Annotated in this window: 12 protein-coding genes and 2 pseudogenes; 5 read left to right on the top strand and 9 right to left on the bottom strand. The window is 43.2% G+C overall.

The window, feature by feature from the left end; all coding sequences use genetic code 11:
• Positions 1-16: 16 nt before the first annotated feature.
• A pseudogene (locus O3603_RS10060) lies at positions 17-1,150 on the bottom strand (DNA topoisomerase); the annotation flags it as partial.
• A 299-nt stretch (positions 1,151-1,449) separates the two neighbouring features.
• Between O3603_RS10060 and O3603_RS10055 the strand changes: the two are divergent.
• The 3 genes from O3603_RS10055 to O3603_RS10045 are packed head-to-tail and all read left to right on the top strand — an operon-like array spanning position 1,450 to position 4,445.
• Positions 1,450-2,670, top strand: a complete 1,221-nt coding sequence (locus tag O3603_RS10055; protein ID WP_036887857.1) for a site-specific integrase — start codon at positions 1,450-1,452, stop codon at positions 2,668-2,670.
• Between the two features lie 3 nt (positions 2,671-2,673).
• Positions 2,674-3,936: a site-specific integrase gene (locus tag O3603_RS10050; RefSeq protein ID WP_102048096.1), complete on the top strand. Its 1,263-nt coding sequence runs from the start codon at positions 2,674-2,676 to the stop codon at positions 3,934-3,936.
• Between the two features lie 20 nt (positions 3,937-3,956).
• The gene (locus O3603_RS10045; protein ID WP_102048095.1) at positions 3,957-4,445 is read left to right on the top strand and encodes a DUF1896 domain-containing protein; all 489 of its coding nucleotides are present in this window, start codon (positions 3,957-3,959) and stop codon (positions 4,443-4,445) included.
• A 60-nt stretch (positions 4,446-4,505) separates the two neighbouring features.
• Here O3603_RS10045 and O3603_RS10040 read toward each other — a convergent pair whose 3' ends face one another.
• Entirely contained in the window at positions 4,506-4,772 is a 267-nt protein-coding gene (locus O3603_RS10040) for a hypothetical protein (RefSeq protein WP_141240449.1), read from the bottom strand.
• 353 nt (positions 4,773-5,125) lie between these two features.
• Between O3603_RS10040 and O3603_RS10035 the strand changes: the two genes are divergently transcribed.
• Complete coding sequence (locus O3603_RS10035) at positions 5,126-5,395, top strand: helix-turn-helix domain-containing protein (RefSeq protein WP_036885596.1); 270 nt, start codon at positions 5,126-5,128, stop codon at positions 5,393-5,395.
• 3 nt (positions 5,396-5,398) lie between these two features.
• Positions 5,399-5,710 (top strand): helix-turn-helix domain-containing protein, encoded by a 312-nt coding sequence (locus O3603_RS10030; protein WP_371522594.1) that lies wholly within the window; start codon positions 5,399-5,401, stop codon positions 5,708-5,710.
• A 336-nt stretch (positions 5,711-6,046) separates the two neighbouring features.
• On the opposite strand, the gene O3603_RS10025 is transcribed toward O3603_RS10030, so the two are convergent.
• The 7 genes and pseudogenes from O3603_RS10025 to O3603_RS09995 all read right to left on the bottom strand — a co-directional run.
• A complete protein-coding gene (locus O3603_RS10025; protein WP_204865929.1) occupies positions 6,047-6,427 on the bottom strand; it encodes a hypothetical protein in 381 nt (126 codons plus the stop codon).
• 8 nt (positions 6,428-6,435) lie between these two features.
• Positions 6,436-8,808, bottom strand: a complete 2,373-nt coding sequence (locus O3603_RS10020) for a glycoside hydrolase family protein (RefSeq protein ID WP_371522609.1) — start codon at positions 8,806-8,808, stop codon at positions 6,436-6,438.
• 618 nt (positions 8,809-9,426) lie between these two features.
• On the bottom strand, positions 9,427-9,849 hold the full coding sequence (locus tag O3603_RS10015) for a hypothetical protein (RefSeq protein WP_089367363.1): 423 nt from the start codon (positions 9,847-9,849) through the stop codon (positions 9,427-9,429).
• Positions 9,846-18,968: a SpvB/TcaC N-terminal domain-containing protein gene (locus O3603_RS10010; protein WP_371522592.1), complete on the bottom strand. Its 9,123-nt coding sequence runs from the start codon at positions 18,966-18,968 to the stop codon at positions 9,846-9,848. The genes O3603_RS10015 and O3603_RS10010 overlap by 4 nt, the downstream gene beginning before the upstream one ends.
• Positions 18,969-19,051: 83 nt before the next feature.
• Positions 19,052-20,611, bottom strand: coding sequence for a T9SS type A sorting domain-containing protein (locus O3603_RS10005; protein ID WP_371522590.1), 1,560 nt, complete (start codon positions 20,609-20,611; stop codon positions 19,052-19,054).
• A gap of 36 nt (positions 20,612-20,647) precedes the next feature.
• A complete protein-coding gene (locus O3603_RS10000) occupies positions 20,648-21,862 on the bottom strand; it encodes a PorT family protein (protein WP_371522607.1) in 1,215 nt (404 codons plus the stop codon).
• Between the two features lie 17 nt (positions 21,863-21,879).
• Positions 21,880-22,149, bottom strand: a pseudogene (locus O3603_RS09995) (PorT family protein); the annotation flags it as partial.

The following is a 22,149-nucleotide window of genomic DNA, read 5'->3' as shown; positions in this document are numbered from 1 at the left end:
GAAATGAAGTAGTATGCTATTTCCGTTTCTTGTTTTGTTCAAACTCAAAGGTGGTGGTATAATCATCCTTCAAAACCAGTCGGGCGTTGAACTTCTTGCCAGCCTTACTGGTCAGTCCTTTAAGGATAGGCGTACGACCAGAACTTATCAAGTCACGGATATTATCTTCAGAGAGATGTATGCCGCAGACTTCACGAAACACGTGGAAGCCACAGGTCTCATGTCTACACTTGGCTACCTTGGCATAGATGCCTACACTCTGCTGTCCGCATTTTGGGCAGCAGTAGACAGGATAGGACTTTTGTTCGGGAGTAAGTGATAGGAGTTCCTCGCAGATGGTGCCGACGTATGAGTTGATGCCTTGTGAGAACCTTTCAGATGGCATCTTTCCTGCTTCAATAGCAGCAAGGGCTAGTTCCCAACTGCCTGTCATTTCCGCATTGGCAATCTTCTTATCTTTGACAATCTCATAGACTGCAAGACCTTTCTCGGTAGGTATGATGGATTTCTTGTCTCTTCGGATATAATCACGGAGAATAAGCGTCTCGATGATGTTGGCACGGGTAGCTGGTGTTCCAATACCACACTCTGTCATTGCCTTGCGCTTATCGTCTTCCTTCACTTCCTTGCCAGCGTTCTCCATAGCAGAAAGCAGTGTCGCTTCTGTATAGAGCGGTTTAGGTTTGGTCTTATGCTCGGTGATGTCTGCATTGACAAGTGATAGGACTTCACCTTCTGTTAAGTTCGGCAATGAAGACAAAATATGTTCATCACCATCTTCTTTCTTATCTGCTTCCGCTTCTTTACCTTTCTGTACGGCTTTCCAACCTAAAGAGATTTGTCGGCATGCTTTCCAAGTAAAGGTGTTGGTACCGTCAGTAAACCGCACCTGCATACGCTCTTCCTCGGAATCGGGAGAAAAGGCTTCTATGAAGCGATTAACTACCATTTGATAGATAGTTATTTCATCTGTCGACAATCCTGATGGTGTTTCACCAGTCGGGATGATGGCGTGGTGGTCGGTAACTTTGGTATTGTCCACCGAGTGGCGGTTAAGCGGATTGGACAGCGTCTTGCCTATCTTGCGCAGCAGGACGGGGACTTCCTCGAAGACATCCTCGCTGATGTATCGGCTGCCAGTACGGGGATAGTTCATAGAATAATGACAATGAAAGAAGAAAGGGCAAACACGAACGGAAACACTTGAACAATAACAACTTATGCACTTTTCTGCATTTTGTGATATGGCAAGATTGAGCGAAAAACGGCAATAGTTCCGTTACCAACTCGTAACCCATAGGGTACAAAGCAAAAAGGGGTTACGAATTGAATATAAACAACTGTGGCATAGGTTTTTATTCCTCATCTTTCATTTTTCTGCATAGCTCAAGAACTCTTGTTCGTATGTACCTTTGCAAGCAAAGGAAATTAGAAAAAAACGACAGAAAAATGAAAGAAAACAAACTGAAAGTCTCGTTTTTCACACAGGCTAAACGAGCGGACAAAAAAGGCATGGTGCCGCTTATCGGACGGATAGAACTGGGCAGGAAGCATTCCGCCTTTTCCGCCAAAAAGAAAGTCCCATTATCTCTTTGGGATAGCAGAAAGCAACGTCTTCTCGGCAAGAGTGCCATCGCAAATTCTATCAACCGGTATTTGAATGAATGCACTGCACTCATTCATGCACGCTATCGGGAACTTTGCGAAAGTGGAGAGTCATTCACGGCTACGGATGTGCGCAATGCCTATCAGGGACAGCTTTGTCAAAGCGCAATGCTTTTAGAGTGCTATGCTGAGTACCTCACACAGATTCATGAAAGAGTGGGCATAGACCGGGCAATGAAAACACTGGAGCTGCGTACCTATCAGCAAACTCTTCTTCGGGAGTATGTGCGTAGGAAATACAAGTTAAGTGATATTCCGCTCATGGAGCTGGATATTTCCTTTATAGAAGGCTATGAATACTTTCTGACAATAGACCGAAAACTGAAACGTGGCAGTATATGCAGTGCCTTGGCTGCATTGAAGGCGGTTGTGAACAAGGCTGTCAAAAATGGCATGATAGACATGTATCCGTTCATTGGTTACAGTTACGAAAAGACGAAAGGAACGCCGAGAAACATCACGCAGGACGACCTGCAAAAGATTATCGACCTGCCCATCAAATGGGAGAAATATCGTGTCGTCCGTGATTTGTTCGTGTTCTCCTGCTTCAGCGGTCTTGCCATTTCAGATATACGCAATCTCAAAGAGGAAAACATCATCATTGAAGAAGGAAAGCTATGTATTAAAAGCAAGCGTGTCAAGACGAAGACTCCTTTTCGTGTAGTAGTTCTCTCCCCAGCCAAGACCATTATGGAAAGATATAGGGGCAGACGTGCGGGATATGTGTTTGACGTTCCCCCAAGAGACGTGGTTTACAATGCGATGCACCACATACAGAGAAGTATCGGTATGGAAACCCCTCTGACCTTTCACATGGCTCGCCATACTTTTGCTTCGGTCATTACCCTGTCGGCAGGTGTTCCGATAGAAACCGTAAGCGGTATGTTGGGACATACCAATTTGAGAACGACACAAGTGTATGCTGCGGTCAATTCAGAAAGAATAAGGCAGGATATGCAGAAGATTCAACAGCGGATAGAACACACTTTCACCTTAAAATTATAGCTTATGGCACACAGTACATTCAAGACATTGTTCTACATTAACCGTTCCAAACAGAAGAAGAACGGCAGATGCCCGATAATGGGGCGAATCACCATAAACGGGCAACAAGTACAATACAGTATGGGATTGGATGTCAATCCAAACAATTGGGACGCAAAGCATGGCAGATGCAAAGGCGACACTGATGAGATGAAGAACATCAACCGCATACTGACAGAAAAGGAAGGACAGATACAAACCAAATACAATGAGCTGGTTTGGCAAAAGGGGTATGTAAGTGCAGAACTGCTCAAAAATTGTCTGACGGAGGATTCACAAAGCAATGGAATGCTCATGGAAGAGGCAGACCGTTTCATAGAGGAAAAACGCCCTTGTGTGGGAATTTCCATCGCCCAATCCACTTTCCGCAACTACATCTATGACAAGCAGCTCATAGTATCCTTCCTGCTGGAAAAATACGGAATGTCCGATATTGGTTATTCACGGTTGGACTATGGCTTTGTCGAAGAATTGGATTTCTATCTTAAAAGCAAGCGCAGATTATCACCTGCCACCATTCAAATGACGGTTATTTTCTTGAGAAAGCTCATCAGCATCGGACAACAGAAAAAATACATCCGCCGAGACCCGTTTGTGGATTTTAAGGCGGAAAAACCACGTGGCACGAGAAGGTATCTCACAACGGAAGAACTCAAGCGCATTTTGCAAACGCCCATCTTAAACAAGCAGTTCGAGCGAGCAAGGCAACTCTTCATTTTCTGTGCCTTTACGGGACTGGCTCGTGTGGATATGTTGCGACTGACACCTAAACATATCCACCATTATGATGACGGAACTTATGAGATACGTATCAAGCGACAGAAAACGGACGTAGAAGCCATCATTCCACTTCTGCCCATCGCAAAGGAGATACTTGACATTCATATAAAAGGGAAACAACACGATGATTTGATATTTCCAACATTGAACGTCAGCAAGGCATCTTTCGCTTGTATAAACATTGGTCAGATATGCCAAATTGAGAAAGGCTTGACCTTTCACATGGCTCGCCATACTTTCGCCACGACCATCTGCCTTTCCAATGGTATAGCAATGGAAACGCTCTGCAAGATGCTCGGACACAGCGACATTGGAACGACACAGATTTATGGAAAAATTACCGACCTGAAAATCAGAGAGGACATGAACCGTTTGCAGGAACATAAAAGTAAGGCTTTTTCTGACTATACGGAAGCTATCGAAAAGCAAAACGCAACAATATTCTAGAAATCAGCAAAAATTTATGTATGAAAACAGATAATAGCAAAAAGGAACTTTCCTATTTTCGATTGAAGTTGGAAAGCTATATGAGTGAACATCATCCCGAAAGAATGAGTGATATGGAGTTTATCACGGCAAGAGCCGACATGGCACTGACCGCCTACTGCGATGCCGTGGCGCAAGGCTTTAATCATTTAGAAGCAGAAAGAATAGCAAGTGAAGTGCTTTTCAGTGGACTGCATTTCTCAAAGTACGATACCCTTGTTTCTGTCTTGGAGGACGAGTTTGAGAGGGAACTTCCTGCACCGCTCCCCGAGAGGCTTTCACTTTTATTGTTGGCGAACAAGGCTGTTCAAGCCACATTCGCTGGGTACGAACTGACGGACGCATTTGCCGCAAGCGGACAATACGACCGTCTTTACACCGAACTGACAGGCACGATAGTGCTGCTCATCGAGAGCAACAACCTGCCAACGGTCAAACTGGCGGAGGAAGCAAGCCCAAAGGCGTTGTAGGCAAAAGCAGACGCAAAGCCCCTGAAGCCGTTTCTTATCGTGCAAAGGTACAACGGCAGCCTATCTGCCCTGACAAGGTCGAGTCCTGCGGATGGAGAGAAGAATCTCCACCGCAGGATTTTTCTTTTTCAAGGCGGTACTACAATTCTCAATATCCGTGCGGTCGTATTCATCTCTCCCAACCTTGCAGGGCAGGGCTGCCGTAGAGAGATAGGCACGACAAGAATACGGCATACTCAGGCTCTTTGGACGCAAGGCGTAACAACCAACAACAGATAGGACTGACGATAATACGGACAATCTGTTGTTTGTACAATTTGTTGTCATGACTATCTGTTGTCAAAACTATCTGTTGTCAAAACTATATATCGTCAAAATAATCTATCGATAAAACTATCTATCGATAGTTCTACATATCGATTTGTCGAACTATCGAACTGTTGAAAGAATAATTGCTATGTGATAAAAGGAACGAGCCGGCACCTCATCTCATTACCGCAATAACACAGATGGTTCTCCTTTGGTCTTTTCTCTTGTTTTCTCTCTATTTCCCTGCTTTTCCTCATTTCTTGCAGCGGTGCTTCCGAGGGTTTACTTTTGCACTCGATAAGTACGGCAATGGACTGCATAACAGTTTGTTTGCCGAGTAACAATAAAGTAATCAAAACAAAAAGAAAGCAATGAAACTCATTATCATCGACCGCAAAGCGTGGGAGCGGCACTGCTCCGAATTTGCAGACTTTATCCACAGTATCGAACAACTCATCGGCAATCCGCCCGAAAAGGACGAATGGCTTGACAACGAAGCCGTGTGCAAGCGTTTGGGCATCAGCAAACGTACCCTGCAATCATACAGAGATACGGGGAAAATCCCTTTCTCTATGATTGGACATAAGTGCTATTACAAAGAAAGCGACATCACGGAATTACTGAACGCAAAAAGTGAATGAACTATGACAGAGAACGAAATCATTACACAGCAAGACCCTCAGATGCAGTTGTTTTCACAACTGATGGAAGGAATATTGAAGAAATTGGAGCGGTATTGCGCTACTGCCCGTCCGATGTTGGGTGGAGAGGTTTACCTGACAGGCGAGGAGGTGTGCAAACTTTTACGGTTGAGTCCTCGCACACTTCAGGACTATCGGGACAATGGCACGATTGCCTATTTCAAAATCGGAGGAAAGATACTCTACAGGCAGAGCGACATACAAGCTATGCTTGAAAGGCATTATAATCCAATACCGCAAACAGGTAGGTTATGAGTTAAGTTAAGAAATCAGTCGCGACTTAAGTCAAATGGTCAGTTGTGACTTTGGTCAAGAAATTAGTTTCGACCTAAGTTAAAATTAACTTTAGTCAAAAATATGTCAGCTCATAAAGTCAGTAAGTCAAGAAATTAGTCTAAACTTATCTCTTGACTTACTTCTTGAACTTTGAACTCTCGTCTATCAAAAGCACCCCAGAAAGGTTACTTTATGGAACATAACAAACTATCTCTTTCTTTATACTGGCAAGGTGTGTCTTTGTCCCACAAATTACCACTTGTACCACAAAGACCCTTGCCCCGAAAGGGAATTAAATCACTCCGAAGTCGTGACTTATTGTTTTACAAAATAGTACTTTCCTTTTCTAATATAACGCTCGTCCTCATATCTGCCAAAGTGATAGATAAACTTCTGTTGAGGTCTATCAGTATATCTAAGTGTAAGTTGATCATTATTTAATACATATATACCTTTTAAAATCTCTATAGAATCTTTGATTGAGTTATAATCATGAAACTCAAAAGTAGAGTCATTTTTGAAAACAATTCGTATATCAGCTGCATGTGGTATTATCCAAATACCTTGTAAATACTTGAATGCTGTAGATTTCTCTGTTTTTATGACTCTTACTTGATTTTTTTGTACAATACACTTCTTGTTAGGTGCTGATGTACAACTTACGGTGATGAAGCCAATTAAAATTAACATTTTCATTCTCATTTCTAGTATACTCCATGATTAAACAATTCAACCTCTTTTTTCCTTCTCCCTATTATTTCGCTTGGACGTCTCCAACGGAGCATCAGTGTCCCATCATAGTGCCCTTTATTTAGTTCTTTCAAAAAATCGGAAGAAGGAAATCCTCTTTCAACTCCGATATTAAATGCAAATGAGCAAATGGCATCATATTCATTTTGTGATAGAGGTACTTTTACTAAAGCACGAATTTTAGGCTCAAATGTTTCTTTTAAATCTTTCATTAAAAGTTTTTTTGCATCGTTTTTCGTAAATCCTGCCCATGCCCTTCTATCAGCATCTGTTACTTTGCTTTTATGAAGTAAGTGTCCAACTCCAATTGTTGCAAATCCTTTAGAGTCATTATATGGATGCGTTATCATTCCTTCTCTTGCTATCAAGAAATTTATGCCTTGTTGACTAATAGACAATTCAGAAACATTTCTCCTTTGTGAAGAATTTGGAATACTTTGTGAAGATTTACTTTTGCCATGAACAACGACATCTGACAAATGAAACGTTCCGTCGAAAATTTCTTGCCCTTCCTTTAAAGACAGAATTCCATTGGAATTTATTGTCACACCATTAGCAAGTAATATAGCAAGTGCTTGATCGGTAGAATACCCTGTATATTTGGCATATGAAGCAACATTATCACCTCTTTGGGCTACTAAATTGCCATTGCTGTTTCTTTCCCAATTCCCATCAGGATCTATTAATAAAATGGGATTACCTAGACAGTAAGTGTAGCTTGAAACAAATGGTTTCGCTTCTATTAATGCATCAGGAGTATTCCATATACTTATCACAGGATTCATGTATCTTGCACCATAATAATACAAGCCTGTCTCAGAATCCATCTCCTTGCCGTTGAACTTGTATGGCATGTCCTCGCTACTACTATGTTCATCGACAAGTAGCTCGCCATACGGCAGGTAAGCGTCATATTGTGTGATGTTACCCTTGTCATCAGTGATGTAAGAAGTTGATCCAAGATGATCGCTGTGATAGAAGAAGGTTTCCTCCTTGGTTGTGTCATTAGGGATATAACCATAGCCCGCCTGCGGGTCATCGGGGTTTGTCGGGTCGTTCCAAGAGATGGGTGCGCCCGGCTCGGTCTTGGGCGTGTCGTTGTGTTTCGGTGTCTGCACCCAGCCTTCGGGCACAGTGTGGTCACCAAGGTTGGTGATGACCGTGTTATAGCCCACACCTGTGTTTTCAGGGTCTCCGTAGGCACCTTTCTCGGTAGGTACGCCCGGAGCAACGCCCAGCTGCTTGTAGTATTCCTCCTTCTGCGCCTCTATCTGGTTCATGCGCTCGGCATAGTCCTGCTGGCCGGCAGTGACATAGCTGCCGTTGGTGCCATACACATTGTTGAACGTGCCCGTGCCGATTCTTGAAGCTATACGCTGGCTGCCGATGAAGTAGTGCTTGGTAAATCTGTTCTTATTCACAGTGAGAATACTTGCCGGGTAGAGCGTAAAGTTGTCGGTTTCGTGGAACGTGATACCCTGCGGTGCACCATTGATATACACACCTTCCATCGTACCGTAACTCTTCATGATGCGTTCACCAGCAGCATTGTAGGTATAACGACTCGTCTTGCCATTGTCAGAGAGTACCATCAGACGATTGTCTTCATCCCAGTACATCTCACGGGTAGTATTCGCCGAATCGTTCGTTACCAGCGTTGGATTACCGTTGGCATCGTATGTGTAATGGTCATGACCAATCTGCGTTGGAGCCGTCGGGTGGTTACTGTCCTCGTACTTATAAACAAAGTTATAAGACTTCGCAGTTGTTGTTGAGTCCACCTTCTGAACCTTTGTCAGCGGCTCACTCATCCTTCCAAACGACATCACCATATCGTAACTTGCACTTTTTGCCTTACCGTTTGCATGAATAAGGCGGTTCAGCTCATCATACTCATACGTATGCGAACTCCTTCCTCCCAGCTTCGCCTTGTTGAGTTTCGTCAGCGACGTTGGGTTGGCGGCATTCGTAATACCGAGGATATTGTCCACAGCATCATAACGATATCTGTTTTCCATCACAGTCTGACCGTCCGCCGTAAGGTTCATCACCTGCAGACGTTCACGCTGCTTGTCATATGTATAGGTTGTCTCCGTGCCATTACCAAGTTTTGTATAGACCGTATGACCCTCCTTGTCGTAACCTATCCTATCAACAATAACGCTCTGACGTCCCTGTTTATTGCTCGTAAGACGCTCAACCTGTCCAGCAGCATTGTAATGGTAGGTAACCACCTCGCCGTCAGGATAAGTCATTGTCCGCACACGGTTCCAGCTATCATACGTAGCACCATAGACATAAGTCCTGATATCCGCCACGCTCGCCATGACTGTACGGACGGTCTTCGTCACCTCACCCTGCTTGCCGTAGTAATACGCTTCACCGCCACTCGCATCCTCTACGAGGGCAAGACGACCAGCACGGTTATACTTATCGCCTGCCTTACCATAGGTATAGGTGACACGGTTGAAGAGATTTTCTGGATAAAGTACCTCATGGAGTCGCTCGAAGTCGTAGGTGTAAGAGATGTAACCCTTGTCAGATATCGACTTCCTAAGCTCTGCCGTGAGCTTCGTCAGGAGGTTGCCTGCCGCATCATAAGTCATATTCGTTTCACCAGCATCAGGATGGTTCACCATCAGTTTGCGACCAAGCAAGTCATAGGTATACCAACTGCAAATATACAACTTTATTTTGTAAATGTGTCTTTAGATCATGCGAAAACGGGGAAGGATAGGGTGCGTTGTGCGTGCAAATGTAACCAAGCGAAAAGCATCAAAATCCCTAATTAAGTTTTAATTTTACAACTCTTCATATAGATGAATCACAGCATCATTATATATCATATCAAGTTTTACTTGTGCATTTGCTCCTAAGCAAATAAGCAAGAGATAAGATACAAATATGCTCCTCTTAGAATATGACATAGGATACCAGATATAATACTATTTTAATGTTTGTTTCCAATATGAAATATCATCATCTTTCATACTAATCCGCCATTCTCGAATGCCGATATGCACTAAAAGAACAGCAGCTTCACGCTTATATAGATAATATAATAAAATATTTGCAGCGTAATCTTTCTTATTGTTCCTTAACATTTGTATCCATTCTTCTTTTTTCACTCCTTCAAGAATGCGATTTTCTTTAGAATCTAAATCGATAATAACCCGATATCCAATATCAGTTATGGGAAAAGTAGATTCGTCAGCTATCTTCAATATCTTGAATTTGATTTTTTTATTGTCAATAAAAGAATACTTATTCGTATTATGGATATCATTCTGTTTTATCTTTTGAGCATTACAGGATGATATAAACATTATTAAAAATATAATAAGTGGAAATTTTATATTTTTCATCATTGCCTCTTTTTTTTGTTTTTTATCAAATATGCACTTCTATAACCTCTCCCAATACTTGTATATTCCTTTATATGTTGGGTTGAGGGAATAATATAATCTTTGAGTTTGGTTTTCCTATCTCCTATATATTTATCAATTAAAGAGTTAACGTTTTCATATCGTTTTTCAGGGTAGTGAAAGTGTAAGTCTGCTGCAACTTTTATTTGATTAATTTCACCGTCAACTTCCACTCCTGCAACTAGATTTGCATATTTAGCGGCAGTAATCTTACCCATCTCGACCTGCCTTCTATATGACTTAAAAGCTTTGACATTTATCCGATTAGACAACTCATGTGCCAGTTTAACAATCTGATATTTCTTATTTGTTCCTTTTGTTAATGTTATCTTACCTGTTTCTCCATCTGTCGCTGTATATCTACCAAATGAGATATTCTGGTCATAGTTTTTCAGAGTAATACCCGCAAGTGATAATAGTTTCTTAAAAGTTCTACTATGTTTCATTCCATATACAATTGTCTCTTTTATTGTAGGATATTTGGGAGCCATTCCTGTTGGATCCATCAAGCCGATGGGGTTATCCATCGTATAACAATATCCGGTAACACTTGGATACTTCTCCCTCAACGGGTCTACCCCTAACCACATGGAGATTTTGGGGTCCATGTACCTGGCTCCGTAATAGTACAGCCCCGTTTCTTCGTCAAGTTCCTTGCCATTGAACTTATACGGCATGTCCTTGCTACTACTATGTTCATCCACTAACAGCTCACCATAAGGCAGGTAGGCATCATACTGTGTGATGTTGGCTTTATCATCTGTGATGTAAGATGTACTACCGAGGTGGTCACTGTGATAGAAGAAGGTTTCTTCACGTGTAGTATCATTAGGAACATAGCCATAACCAGCCTGCGGGTCATCAGGGTTACTCGGGTCGTTCCAGCTTACAGGAGGACCGGGGTTGGTATTTGGTGTGGTGTTAGGATGTGGAGTCTGAATCCAACCCTGTGGCACATCATGGTTGCCGAGTTCGGTGAGGACGGCATTATACCCTACACCCGTGTTCTCTGGATCACCATACGCACCCTTCATTGTAGGTACACCAGGTGCAATGCCCTGCTGTTTATAATACGCTTCCTTCTGACGTTGGATTTGATTCATACGTTCAGCGTAGTCCTGCTGACCTGCGGTTACATATGAGCCGTTACGTCCATAGACATTATTGAACAGACCCGTTCCTATCCTTGAAGCAACTCGTTTGTCACCAAGGAAGTAATGTTTCGTAAAGCGATTCTTATTTACAGAGAGGATACTTGCAGGATAAAGCGTGAAGTTATCCGTCTCGTGGAAAGTAATACCCTGCGGTGCACCATTGATATACACACCCTCCATCGTACCGTAACTCTTCATGATGCGTTCACCAGCAGCATTGTAAGTATAACGACTCGTCTTGCCGTTGTCAGAGAGTACCATCAGACGATTGTCTTCATCCCAATACATCTCACGGGTAGTGTTCGTTGAGTCGTTCGTTACCAGTGTAGGATTACCGTTGGCATCGTATGTGTAATGGTCGTGACCAATCTGCGTTGGAGCCGTCGGATGGTTACTGTCCTCATACTTATAAGCAAAGTTATAAGACTTGGCAGTTGTTGTTGAGTCCACCTTCTGCACCTTAGTCAGCGGCTCACTCATCCGTCCGAACGACATCACCATGTCGTAACTTGCACTTTTTGCCTTACCGCTGGCATGAATAAGGCGGTTCAGCTCATCATACTCATACGTATGCGAACTCCTTCCTCCCAGCTTCGCCCTATTGAGTTTCGTCAGCGACGTTGGGTTGGCAGCATTCGTGATACCGAGGATATTGTCCACAGCATCATAACGATACCTGTTCTCCATCACAGTCTGACCATCCGCTGTAAGGTTCATCACCTGCAGACGCTCACGCTGCTTGTCGTAGGTATAGGTAGTCTCCGTGCCATTACCAAGTTTCGTATAGACCGTATGACCCTCCTTGTCGTAACCTATCCTGTCAACAATAACGCTCTGATGTCCCTGTTTATTGCTCGTCAGGCTCTCCACCTGTCCTGCAGCATTATAGTGATAAGTCACCACTTCACCATCAGGATAAGTCATCGTCTGCACACGGTTCCAGCTATCATACGTAGCACCATAGACATAAGTCCTAATATCTGCCACGCTCGCCATGACTGTACGGACAGTCTTCGTCACCTCACCCTGTCGACCGTAGTAGTAGGCTTCACCGCCACTCGCATCCTCTACGAGGGCAAGACGACCAGCGCGATTATACTTATCGCCAGCCTTACCATAGGTATAAGTAACACGGTTAAAGAGATTTTCTGGATAAAGTACTTCATGGAGTCGTTCGAAATCGTAGGTGTAAGAGATGTAACCCTTGTCAGATATCGACTTCCTAAGCTCTGCCGTGAGCTTCGTCAGGAGGTTACCTGCCGCATCATAAGTCATATCCGTCTCACCTGCATCAGGATGGTTCACCATCAGTTTCCGACCAAGCAAGTCGTAGGCATACTTCGTCTCCCTACCGTTAGGATGCTGAACCGTCATCACCTGTCCGACAGGGTCATAGCTGTACTTCACCATGATATCCTCACCACGAGCATGCTGCACCGTCTCCCGGTTACGTCCCTTGGCATCCGTATAGCTCTCCGCATGTCGTCCCAGTGCATCCGTGACTGTTGTCTGGAGCATCGGTTCACCGTCATGACTACCGATACTGTAGGCTGTGCGTGTCACACTACCGTCAGCAAGCGTCACACTCGTGGTACGGTCGTGCGCATCATACTCTGTCTTTGCCTGCAGATCACCCGTCGCGTGGTTGTAAGTGCCGATGTTACCATAGCTATCCGTCATTGGATAATAAGCCGCAATATTACGTCCAAAGGCATCGATAACAGCCCTTCCACTGACGATGGAGACTTTTTGATTGCTTCCACCGGACCAGACCACACCTGTCAGCTTCGTCTGGACGGCACGCATCAGCGAGTCGGCAAAGGTATAGGTATCTATGTTGCCTTCCTTAGAATAATGAATGGTATGTGCCTTGCGTTCTGCAGGGAAGTACTCAAAGCGGATGGTAAATGGCTGACCGCTCTCAATCTCATACGGAGCACGAATCGTCTGTTGTCTGCCCAGTGCATCGTAGGTGTATTCCATCTTCTGCCCGTTAAGGTCGGTCGTTACAGACGGAGCATTCCAAAGACCATCATAAGCCGTACTGGAGCTATAGCCGTATGCATCCTTGACACTTGTCACAAGACTATGATAGCGGTCATCATACGTATAAGCATAGAACATACGCTGATGGTTATAGTTCTCCGGCTTCGTCATGCGTGTGATGTTACCATAGCCATCGTAAGTCATGTTATAGACAGAAGGCTTGTCACCGTTATGGAGCATGATTTCCGTTATCTCACCGTTGCCGTCCACCTTCGTGCTGCGTTCACGGTAAGTCTTACCACCACTGCTGACAGTGATATGGCTCGGGATACTGACAATATACTTGTCGGCTATCTTATGATAGTTGATATCTGCCTCTAAGCTATAGCCCGTTGTAGTCTCCTTATATCCCTGTAGGTTACCATAGTCATCGTAAGTATTGCTGACAGCAACCGCCAGACTGTCCCCACTGGCTTCATCAAAGTTACTTTGAACGAGTGTCTTTAGGGCAGGGAAGACAACAGCATCTGTCGTATTATTACCAACGGCGAGTGTCTTCAGGTCGTAGTCATAGACAGCTCCCTGCAGTTTCTTTCCATCAGCGGTATAGAGATATTCACTCGTAACAAGTCCATGCGCATAGTAATCCCTGTTCTTACCATAAGTCTGTACGGAGTAACGATAGAGTCTATCACCATTCTCAGTGTCTATCTGATTGGTACGTACCTGCTTGAAACCATAGAAGTCACGCTCACGACGGTCACGATAGCCACCACTATATTCAAAGGTATTCCTGCTTCGTACCGCTCCGTTCTCCTTGTATCCACCTGTCGTCTCAACCGATGACATCACCCAGCGGCGTCCCGGCAAGTCGTAACTTGGAGTTGTCTGCTCATAGTTGATATTGATATGTCCGCCGAAAGGAAGCGTCACAGAGCGCAGCATGTTCGTTCTTCCCGTAAGGTTGCGGTAGACAATAAGCTGCTTTCCTCCGTCAGATATGATAAGATCAGGTCTTCCATCGCCATCTATATCCCTTAAGGCAGCACTCGTACGGCTAACTCCACTTGACCAAGATTTGATAAACTTAGTTGTAAATCTCAGTTTTAAAAACAGGATTTGTATTGGAATAGAAACTGAAAAGTTACCATATTGAGACACAGAAGTTGCCAATGACTCATTGAAACGACCCTGTTGTTCTTCTGAATAAGAGATAAATCCTGATCCCGTATTCAACATTATGGTGAACTTGTCAGCATCACGAGTTACCATATCAGGTAAACCGTCGCCATTAACATCTATAAAAGACACATTGTACTTTGTTGTTGTCTTCGTTCCATTGACGCCAAAGGATATATCGGCATTACCAAGTACCTCGATGGATGTACCAAGTCCTGCACCCCATGTACTATTTTCAGAAGACTCCAATGAAGTAACACCGCTATTCTCCTCATTTGTAAAGTCATAACCAAGACCGAACTTCACTTTATCACCAAAGAGCATATCAGGAAGTCCGTCACCATTAAGGTCAGTCCAATCACTTTCTGTATGAGAGGTTCCAGAAGTAAAATTCCCACTTGCACTCACGGACACACTGGAGATAGCATTACCATTGGATGAATTATGTCCATCACTACCGCCTGATGTTTCATCGTCTTGTGGTTTAGGGTTGATACTGATAGCTAAAGCACTCTTTGACGAAGCCCGTTTTGATAGACTTGCATCTGCACCAATAGTAGAGGAACTTGCTTTAAATTTAGGGTGCGTGACATTTAATTTCATGCGATCTTCCCCAAGTGTACCAGTTGCATTGGTATATTGAGTAACAATATTGCCATCTACCTCTTCTAACCAATCAGGATAGCCATTACCATTGATATCCATTAGAGACACCTTGCTATAAGAAGTCTGTGTACTCTTGCTGCCACTGAGTCCTGCATAGGAGATTCCACCGCTTACACCATAGCCATTACTCTTTGACTCACTCATAAGTACAGGTGCAGACAATTCACCCGCATTTTTAGCATAATGCACACTGTCTATTATAATAGCATCCTCACCAATACGAGAGCTACAGATTGTATCCAAAGAGATAAAAACATGTTCAGAGCCGCCAACATACATCCTCTTGTTAGTATCATAACCCATAACAAAGAAGCGCTGTTCGTTGACAGGAGTAAGACTCTTTGCAAGTTGATTGCCATCGTGTGTAGATTTATAATGCTCGGCTATATCCTTATATTTATCCCTGTCAATGGTCAGTGCTGACACTTCTATTGGCTGGGTAGCATAGGCTTTATTGCCATTATAGGCGAATTGTCCCCATCCTCGATAGAGCCTTCCATAATCAACAGAGTTATACCCAGAGAAAACACAAGCCTCTAACGTATCCACAAGAACACGCTGTTCAGCAGTAACAACTGTAGATGTGGTACTTTGGTAAGAAAGACTATCGCGTAAGAAACTAACTTTGGCATGAGTTGATTTAGATAATTCGTTACTTACTGCAAAAGTAGCAGTCACCTTACCTGTATTTAATCGTTTGATAAGTGTTGTGTCTGTAACTATGATAGTATCTACCTTGAGCGTATTGGAAGTATTCAGACGACAGGTGTGGCGCAATACGGGAAGTCCGTTTTGATCATGTAAAGTGAGGTAAACTGTAGCAGTATCTGTGTCATTCTTTTTATCTTTGCGCACAACAGAAAGTGCTGGAACAATGAAAAGTTTAGGACGGTATTTCCTATTCAATGCGGTAACACCCTGTTTCAACACTTTACTCTCTGCTATACTTACAGGCTTGTTGAACATCCTACGAGATGCTACAAAACGTACGTTTTCTTGGTCATCTTCATAATTATAGTTACCTGTCCATTGTACCTTTGTCCAATCAACTGGGGATGTAGTCGTAATTTCGAAGAAGTATGAAACAGAATCTTTCTCATCTATGTTACCGGTATAGTCATAGGAACCATTGACGATACTGTCAGCAGGAAGTTTAAGTCGTTTTACTATCGTTTCACCATGATGATCCAATCGTGTGACGATAAGTGTAACATCATCAGTAGTCTTTTCTTTCCTATAAGGGGCGTGGAGCGTAACCTTACCACTACGATTAAAGATTGCTACATTGTTTTCACCCTCTATATAATCAGCTTTACTATTATATGCTTTTAAGTCTTCTGACAGATACCGATCCTTGCCAACAGGCAAAGATATATAAGTAATTATAGGATTCCAAAGGACCTTATCATCCTCACCATCATATCGGGACTGAAGACGGAAGAAGATTCTGTCTCCTGCTTTTACATCACAGTTAAGATTATTGGTTTTGCTACCAGCTTGTAATAAAGAGTCACGAACCATGAAACCATTGCCCTCATGTTGAATGCTGTAAATGATACCATCCCCTTGATTGCTAAGCTTCTTTATAGTACTTTGTATATTAACTCTACCATTAAAGGGTGCGTACCACATACGGACAGCATCATTTAGTGGATATTCCTTTTCCAAGGAATCACGGATGACCTTATAGTCTGGGATAAAATGTTTATCAATAGGAGCCCCTTCGCCAATAATAGGATTGGCAGTTACACTACTTGCTGGACTAAATACTGGTTTCCCGTCTACAATATGATTAAAATATACCTGACCATTGACAGCTATGTCCGTAAGACCATCACTGTTGAAATCATAAAGATAGGTGGTTGTCTTGTCTTGATCTTTTGAATGTGTATAAGAAATTCCAACAGAGGCTTTAAGTTTACCTATAAGACCAACTTCAACAGCTGCATCAGCATTAAGAGAACGACTGGTACTATTACCATCAGAGAAAGAGTTTACTCCTGATATCAATATTGTTTTTCCGAAGAGTAAATTCTTTCCATCTGCACTCATGTTCTTACGATAGTAAAGTTTGTCACCTCGTTTGAAGAGCTTATCTGGCAACCCGTCACCATCAATATCTACAAAAGCAATTTTACCTGAATTTGAACTCTTACTATTAGAGATAGATGGACCAATATTTACTGTTCCAGCAGCGAAGCCAATACCTACCATTGTTCCATAACCCGTAGTGTGGCTTTTTGAAGCTCCACCACCAAGGAGACTTAGATTGTCATCACACCCACGAACCGAATGGCTGAGGAATGCCTCGTAATCTTCTCCTTCGGCCTTCCATACCTCTGCTTTAGAAGAGAAAAGTCCATTTCTAAGGTCATTGTAATAGTCAAAGGATTGTGTAGCAACCTTACCATCCCTACTATCGTGCTGTTCAATGCTCTTTAGCAGTATTTTTCCGAACGGCCCTTCTTCATAGTTTAAGGTATAACTGCGGAGCTGCTGACCATTATTCTTCACAGTGACCTTACGGAGTAGCCCTTTGTCCTTTTGCATTATGCCCAGCCTTCCGCTACTCGTTACATCTTTTCGGTCTGTGGCTATAGAGTCAATATCGAATTCTATGCTATACAGTCCTTCTGTCTCCCCGAATCCTGTCCATGTATAACGTTCCGGATAAAGGTTATTGCCAGACTTCATGTAATGGAAAGCGGCAAAGTTCCCGTGAACATCGGTAACACGGTCAAGTGCCCATTTGATACGGTTACCCTTGGTGTCGGTAAGAGAAGTAGCATCACTGACATGACCACTATGACCACCATAACTGTAGACTGTACCATCCTTGCCCGTCACTTCCCAGTAATAATTCTTCGGGCTGTTACCCTTTCGGATAATCCTACTGAAACCACCTTCAGTCATTGGATAGAACTGCTTGTCAGCTTGTCTTGCCAGAGAATCAGTCCTACGATAGAGTCGGTCACTGAGCTGCTGTCCCATGAGGAGATAGCTCTCAGTCTCTGACTTATCATCAAAACGTGGTACACCCCAACGGGTCTCTATATCAATGCTCTGTACAGGAAGGCTCCATCCATAGCCAACAAAGCTACTACCGCCCTCGCTACTATACTGTAAGCCGGCACTTACACCAATATCATTACGCCCTGCAGGAACTTCGAAAGGATAGGACAGTGACGCCGTACCATTCTGATTAGCTGATGGGGCTTCGATCTGCTGAATACCCGCTGCTGGGTCAGCAGCCTTCAGTTCACTGATACCTGTAGGGACATAGTTCTGTGTTTCGGGACTCTCAGGAACTTTGATGATACCATTGATGACATCTGTAAAGTGAGAAGTCTCTGCCATTGCCACCTCACGTTTAGTATCAACACCTTTCGACTGGAGCATTGTCCAGCGTTGGTGCAGTTCATCATAATAATAGGTGTGGATATCATCTACGGTATAGCCTTTCGGTATCAACGTGCTGTCGTAAGGTACTGCGATACTTGCCAGATGATGGACGAAATGATTGCCATGAGGTAAGAAGCGATAACCTGACACCGTATCTGTTCTTGCCATCAATGTATCACAGCCACCTGTAACGTTTACCATACCAGTAGGCAAGGTTGGTAATTCACCTTTTCTAAGTGGTGTAATACTAAGAACTTTACCCTTTTCCATAGCCTCACGTGGTACGGCAAGCTGGGCTCGTCCAACATTGAGCGTATCGCTGTCGGAGTTAGCAAAGAACTTGCTGACGGTACGTTTGCCGAAGTCTGCAAAAAGTCTTGCAGATTTCCTGTTCGCCTTGTGAGTAGCTACACGATTCAACTTTTGATTTCTTACAACTTCTTTGGAAAATCTCTTCACAGAAGAGTTCTGTACACTGTTCTTGACTTGTGTTCGTAAGGAAGTAGCCTTTCGAGAAGTGCTATCTTTTTGTACAGAAGAGACTGTATCACTGGATAGAGAATCACTGGTTACAGTTTCTTTAGCAGAACGATTACTTCCACCATTACAGGAGTTTAGTATGATTCCTGCTAGCAACAGGAACGGAAGGAGGAGTGAATGTGTAGAATACTTCATTATTCTTGCTATTTTGTTTCAGGCCTAAAGGTCCTCAGTATATATACTTGCGTTGGAAAATTTTATAAAGGATAAAAAGAGAATTACTTTCTCACCAGTTTAAATGTCCTATCTTTGCTACCACTTTGCAGTGTCAATAGGTAAACACCCGGCTGTGGAAGATAGACTTTAGTGGAGAAATATGTATCTGGCATATTCGCCTGACGACTGACAAGAGCTCCACCCGTCGTATAGAGTGCCATGTCCAATGGAGCTGCTTCGCTCAGTTCCACCTGGACGTCGACATATCCATTCGCCGTTGGATTAGGATTTACACTTACATTCGCAAAGAAGTCACTATTTCCATCGGAAGGATTCATGGAAGGAATTTCTGTGATACCCGTCTTCGAAATCTGAAACTCATTCTCAGCCTTATTGCCCACATGGTCTGTCGTTGTAAGGAGGTATTTCCCTTCTATGAGTCCGTCAGCAGACTGTATACTATCACTTGTGGTGCGATTGAAAACAGACATGTGTTCTTTCTGTAGGGTCATCTTGTAAGGGGCGATACCACCTGTTACCCTGACAGAAAGTGTTCCTGTGCTGCCGCTCTTCTCCGTTGGCTGCTTTACTTCTATTGTTGTAAACATATCTTTGGCAGCTCGTAGCGTGAATACATCACGTCTTCCTAACGGTATAGTCTTAAAGACAATACTATCACCAACTGTCGTATTTGCCTTATGATAGCTTAGAGTTTTGACAGGAAAGCTACCCGTTCCTGTAGGGTCAACGGCAAGATAGTAGCTCTCACCTTCTGCAAGAGGTTGTATCTGGCGTAGCTGCTTACCATCAGCAACAATATCAACATTAGGCTTGTCAATCCGTGTTGCTGTATCCATCCATCTTCTACCGAGCCACTTGCCGTAGGCCTTACTCTGACGGAAAGAAAGTTTGCCATTGTTGTCACCCCAAAGAAGACTCTCACCATCTTCAAGAGGCTTGCTCATACTGATTGTAAGGAAACCATCTTCTTCACAGCTCTTGGCTCTTGTCTTATGCAGGGCAGAGGCTTTGTCTGAGATAAGACCAGCTATACGGTGGCTATAGTCCTTGTTGGTATACCCATTCCAAATAACCTCGCTTCTTGAATTAAGGTAACTGCTGCGAAGGCTCACGTCATATTTCAAAGCAAGATAGCTTTCCACACGGCACCGTTCTGTATCAGAAAGGCGGCGATCGAAGACAGTATACTCAACAGTTCTACCATCAAGGTTCTTTACAGGCAACTTAGCATTCCCATTCCGACCGATATGCAAAGTCTGACCATTACCCATATTGGAAGAGGTCGTATAGCTATAAAGTCGCATTTCAGGCAGCGAATCCTTGGCATAATTCATGAAAGTACCATCGCCAAGGTTAGCAGTACGTTCAGTTGTCTGTATACGGGTAATAGCTTTTCCATTTCCAAGAGACCATATTGCCTGCTCCTTCTCGCCATATACCTTACTTACGCCTATATAGGTAAGTCCAGCACCAGCAGAGACACGGACAGAGGTAGAATCATGCGACCATACCATTGGCTTATCTACACCACCAGGGGTCTGAGCAGTAGCAGAAAGAGTGGATAGAAAGAAGAAAACTGCTGTGAGGTATTTATGTTTCATTTAAAGACCGTTTTAATATGATTGTAGTTATGCTGCTTATTTAGCTTTGCCAATAGGAAGACTGTAACCAATGGTAAGGCTGACAGTCTGAAGATTATTCATACGCTCCTGATAGCCATAGTCATTGGCACTGGTGCGGAGCATATCATTAAATCCGAAACCGTATTCCAGTCCTGCCTCAAGACCGTTCTTTATATCAACATAGCCAATTTTTATAGTAGGAATGAATACTACTCGTGCTTTGACAGATTCTCTCAGATGATCCTGGGTACGTTCAGTCTGCTGTCGGTATACCTCTCCAATGCGGTCATTGGTGAAGTCGATATTACGGCTACCAAACGGAATAGCGGCACTAATTCCTACTCCCATATAGAACTTTGGGAAAGCATAGAAACGAAGCAGGACTTGTGGAGTAATGAAATTATAATGAAATCGTGTAGTCTCGGTTACATTTTCAGGTATCTTATGCTCTGTCAGCTTGCTGAGAATACGGGTGTAATCAATGCCCAGCTCAGCACCTAATCTACGATATTGCCATGTGCCAAAGACTCCAATACGAGGATTTACACCACCACGTTCACTCATTGTGAAAGTAGGGCGTATATCATAGTTCTCAATAATACTGCTTAATCCTGAAATGCAGGAATAACCAGCTCCAGCTCTGAGTCCTATCCGAAAAAGGTGATAGTGAGGAAAAGAATAAGTTATCAAAGATAGTGATTCTTTCGGATTCTCCTGTACGATGGAGGGCTGACTATTCATAGAGTTGTCAAGAACATATTCACCTGTTTTCTGATTAGTAGGTTCATTGCCTGGTTCTTTTGTCTCGTGTTTTATACTGGCTGTTTTATCGTTTAAAGATGAAACGTCAGTTGATAATGATGGAGAAAGGATAGGCTGCTCTGACGAAAAATGTTTTCCATTAGCGGTTTTCCTTGTCATGCTTGATTTTTTAATTCTCCTTGTATTGATACTTGTATTGATACTTGTAACGTTTCGGGGCACATTCCCCAGCTTATTATATACACAATCTGAACGTCCCGAATCTTTCTGCACATTTATCCTGTCTAAAGAAGAAGAGACTTGCGGTGTAGAAGATTGTGATGGTGCCTTATCTGCTGTCTTTTGTTCTATACGCTGCTCAGACTCTGGATCGTCATTAACACAGCGTTCTATACCAAAAAGAGTAGCTATGCCAAGAAAGATTCCTGCCAGAATATAACGTTTTTTTCTGTTGCTCTTGTCCTTCATAGATAAACTCATAAGGGTTAAAGTTTAAAAAGATAGCTGATACTTAGCTCTATGTTCTGTCCATGGGTTGAGTGTTCTGCCCAGTTATAGTCATTACGCTCTGTCTTAATGGTAGAGTTCAATCCGTGAAAGTAACGTAAATCTAAAGCCCAGTGGTTGCCAATTTCATAACCAAAGCCACCGCCAACGGCAATATCTGGCTGCCCCGTTAACTTTTCCTTCATCAGACGCTCCGTCTCTGCGACAGTGGCAAAATGATAGTTTGCAAACTTACTGTCTTCTTGATT

Source organism: Prevotella sp. 20925_1_30, from assembly GCF_041433025.1.
Classification (GTDB): Bacteria; Bacteroidota; Bacteroidia; order Bacteroidales; family Bacteroidaceae; genus Prevotella; species Prevotella vespertina.
The sequence above is the reverse complement of the archived record's forward strand: the minus strand, read 5'-3'. Positions and strand labels throughout refer to the sequence as shown.

Coding starts and splice junctions, on each gene's coding strand:
- O3603_RS10055 (WP_036887857.1), top strand. CDS start 1,450: ATGAAAGAAAACAAACTGAAAGTCTCGTTTTTCACACAGGCTAAACGA.
- O3603_RS10050 (WP_102048096.1), top strand. CDS start 2,674: ATGGCACACAGTACATTCAAGACATTGTTCTACATTAACCGTTCCAAA.
- O3603_RS10045 (WP_102048095.1), top strand. CDS start 3,957: ATGAAAACAGATAATAGCAAAAAGGAACTTTCCTATTTTCGATTGAAG.
- O3603_RS10040 (WP_141240449.1), bottom strand. CDS start 4,772: ATGACAACAAATTGTACAAACAACAGATTGTCCGTATTATCGTCAGTC.
- O3603_RS10035 (WP_036885596.1), top strand. CDS start 5,126: ATGAAACTCATTATCATCGACCGCAAAGCGTGGGAGCGGCACTGCTCC.
- O3603_RS10030 (WP_371522594.1), top strand. CDS start 5,399: ATGACAGAGAACGAAATCATTACACAGCAAGACCCTCAGATGCAGTTG.
- O3603_RS10025 (WP_204865929.1), bottom strand. CDS start 6,427: ATGAAAATGTTAATTTTAATTGGCTTCATCACCGTAAGTTGTACATCA.
- O3603_RS10020 (WP_371522609.1), bottom strand. CDS start 8,808: ATGGCGAGCGTGGCGGATATCAGGACTTATGTCTATGGTGCTACGTAT.
- O3603_RS10015 (WP_089367363.1), bottom strand. CDS start 9,849: ATGATGAAAAATATAAAATTTCCACTTATTATATTTTTAATAATGTTT.
- O3603_RS10010 (WP_371522592.1), bottom strand. CDS start 18,968: ATGAAGTATTCTACACATTCACTCCTCCTTCCGTTCCTGTTGCTAGCA.
- O3603_RS10005 (WP_371522590.1), bottom strand. CDS start 20,611: ATGAAACATAAATACCTCACAGCAGTTTTCTTCTTTCTATCCACTCTT.
- O3603_RS10000 (WP_371522607.1), bottom strand. CDS start 21,862: ATGAAGGACAAGAGCAACAGAAAAAAACGTTATATTCTGGCAGGAATC.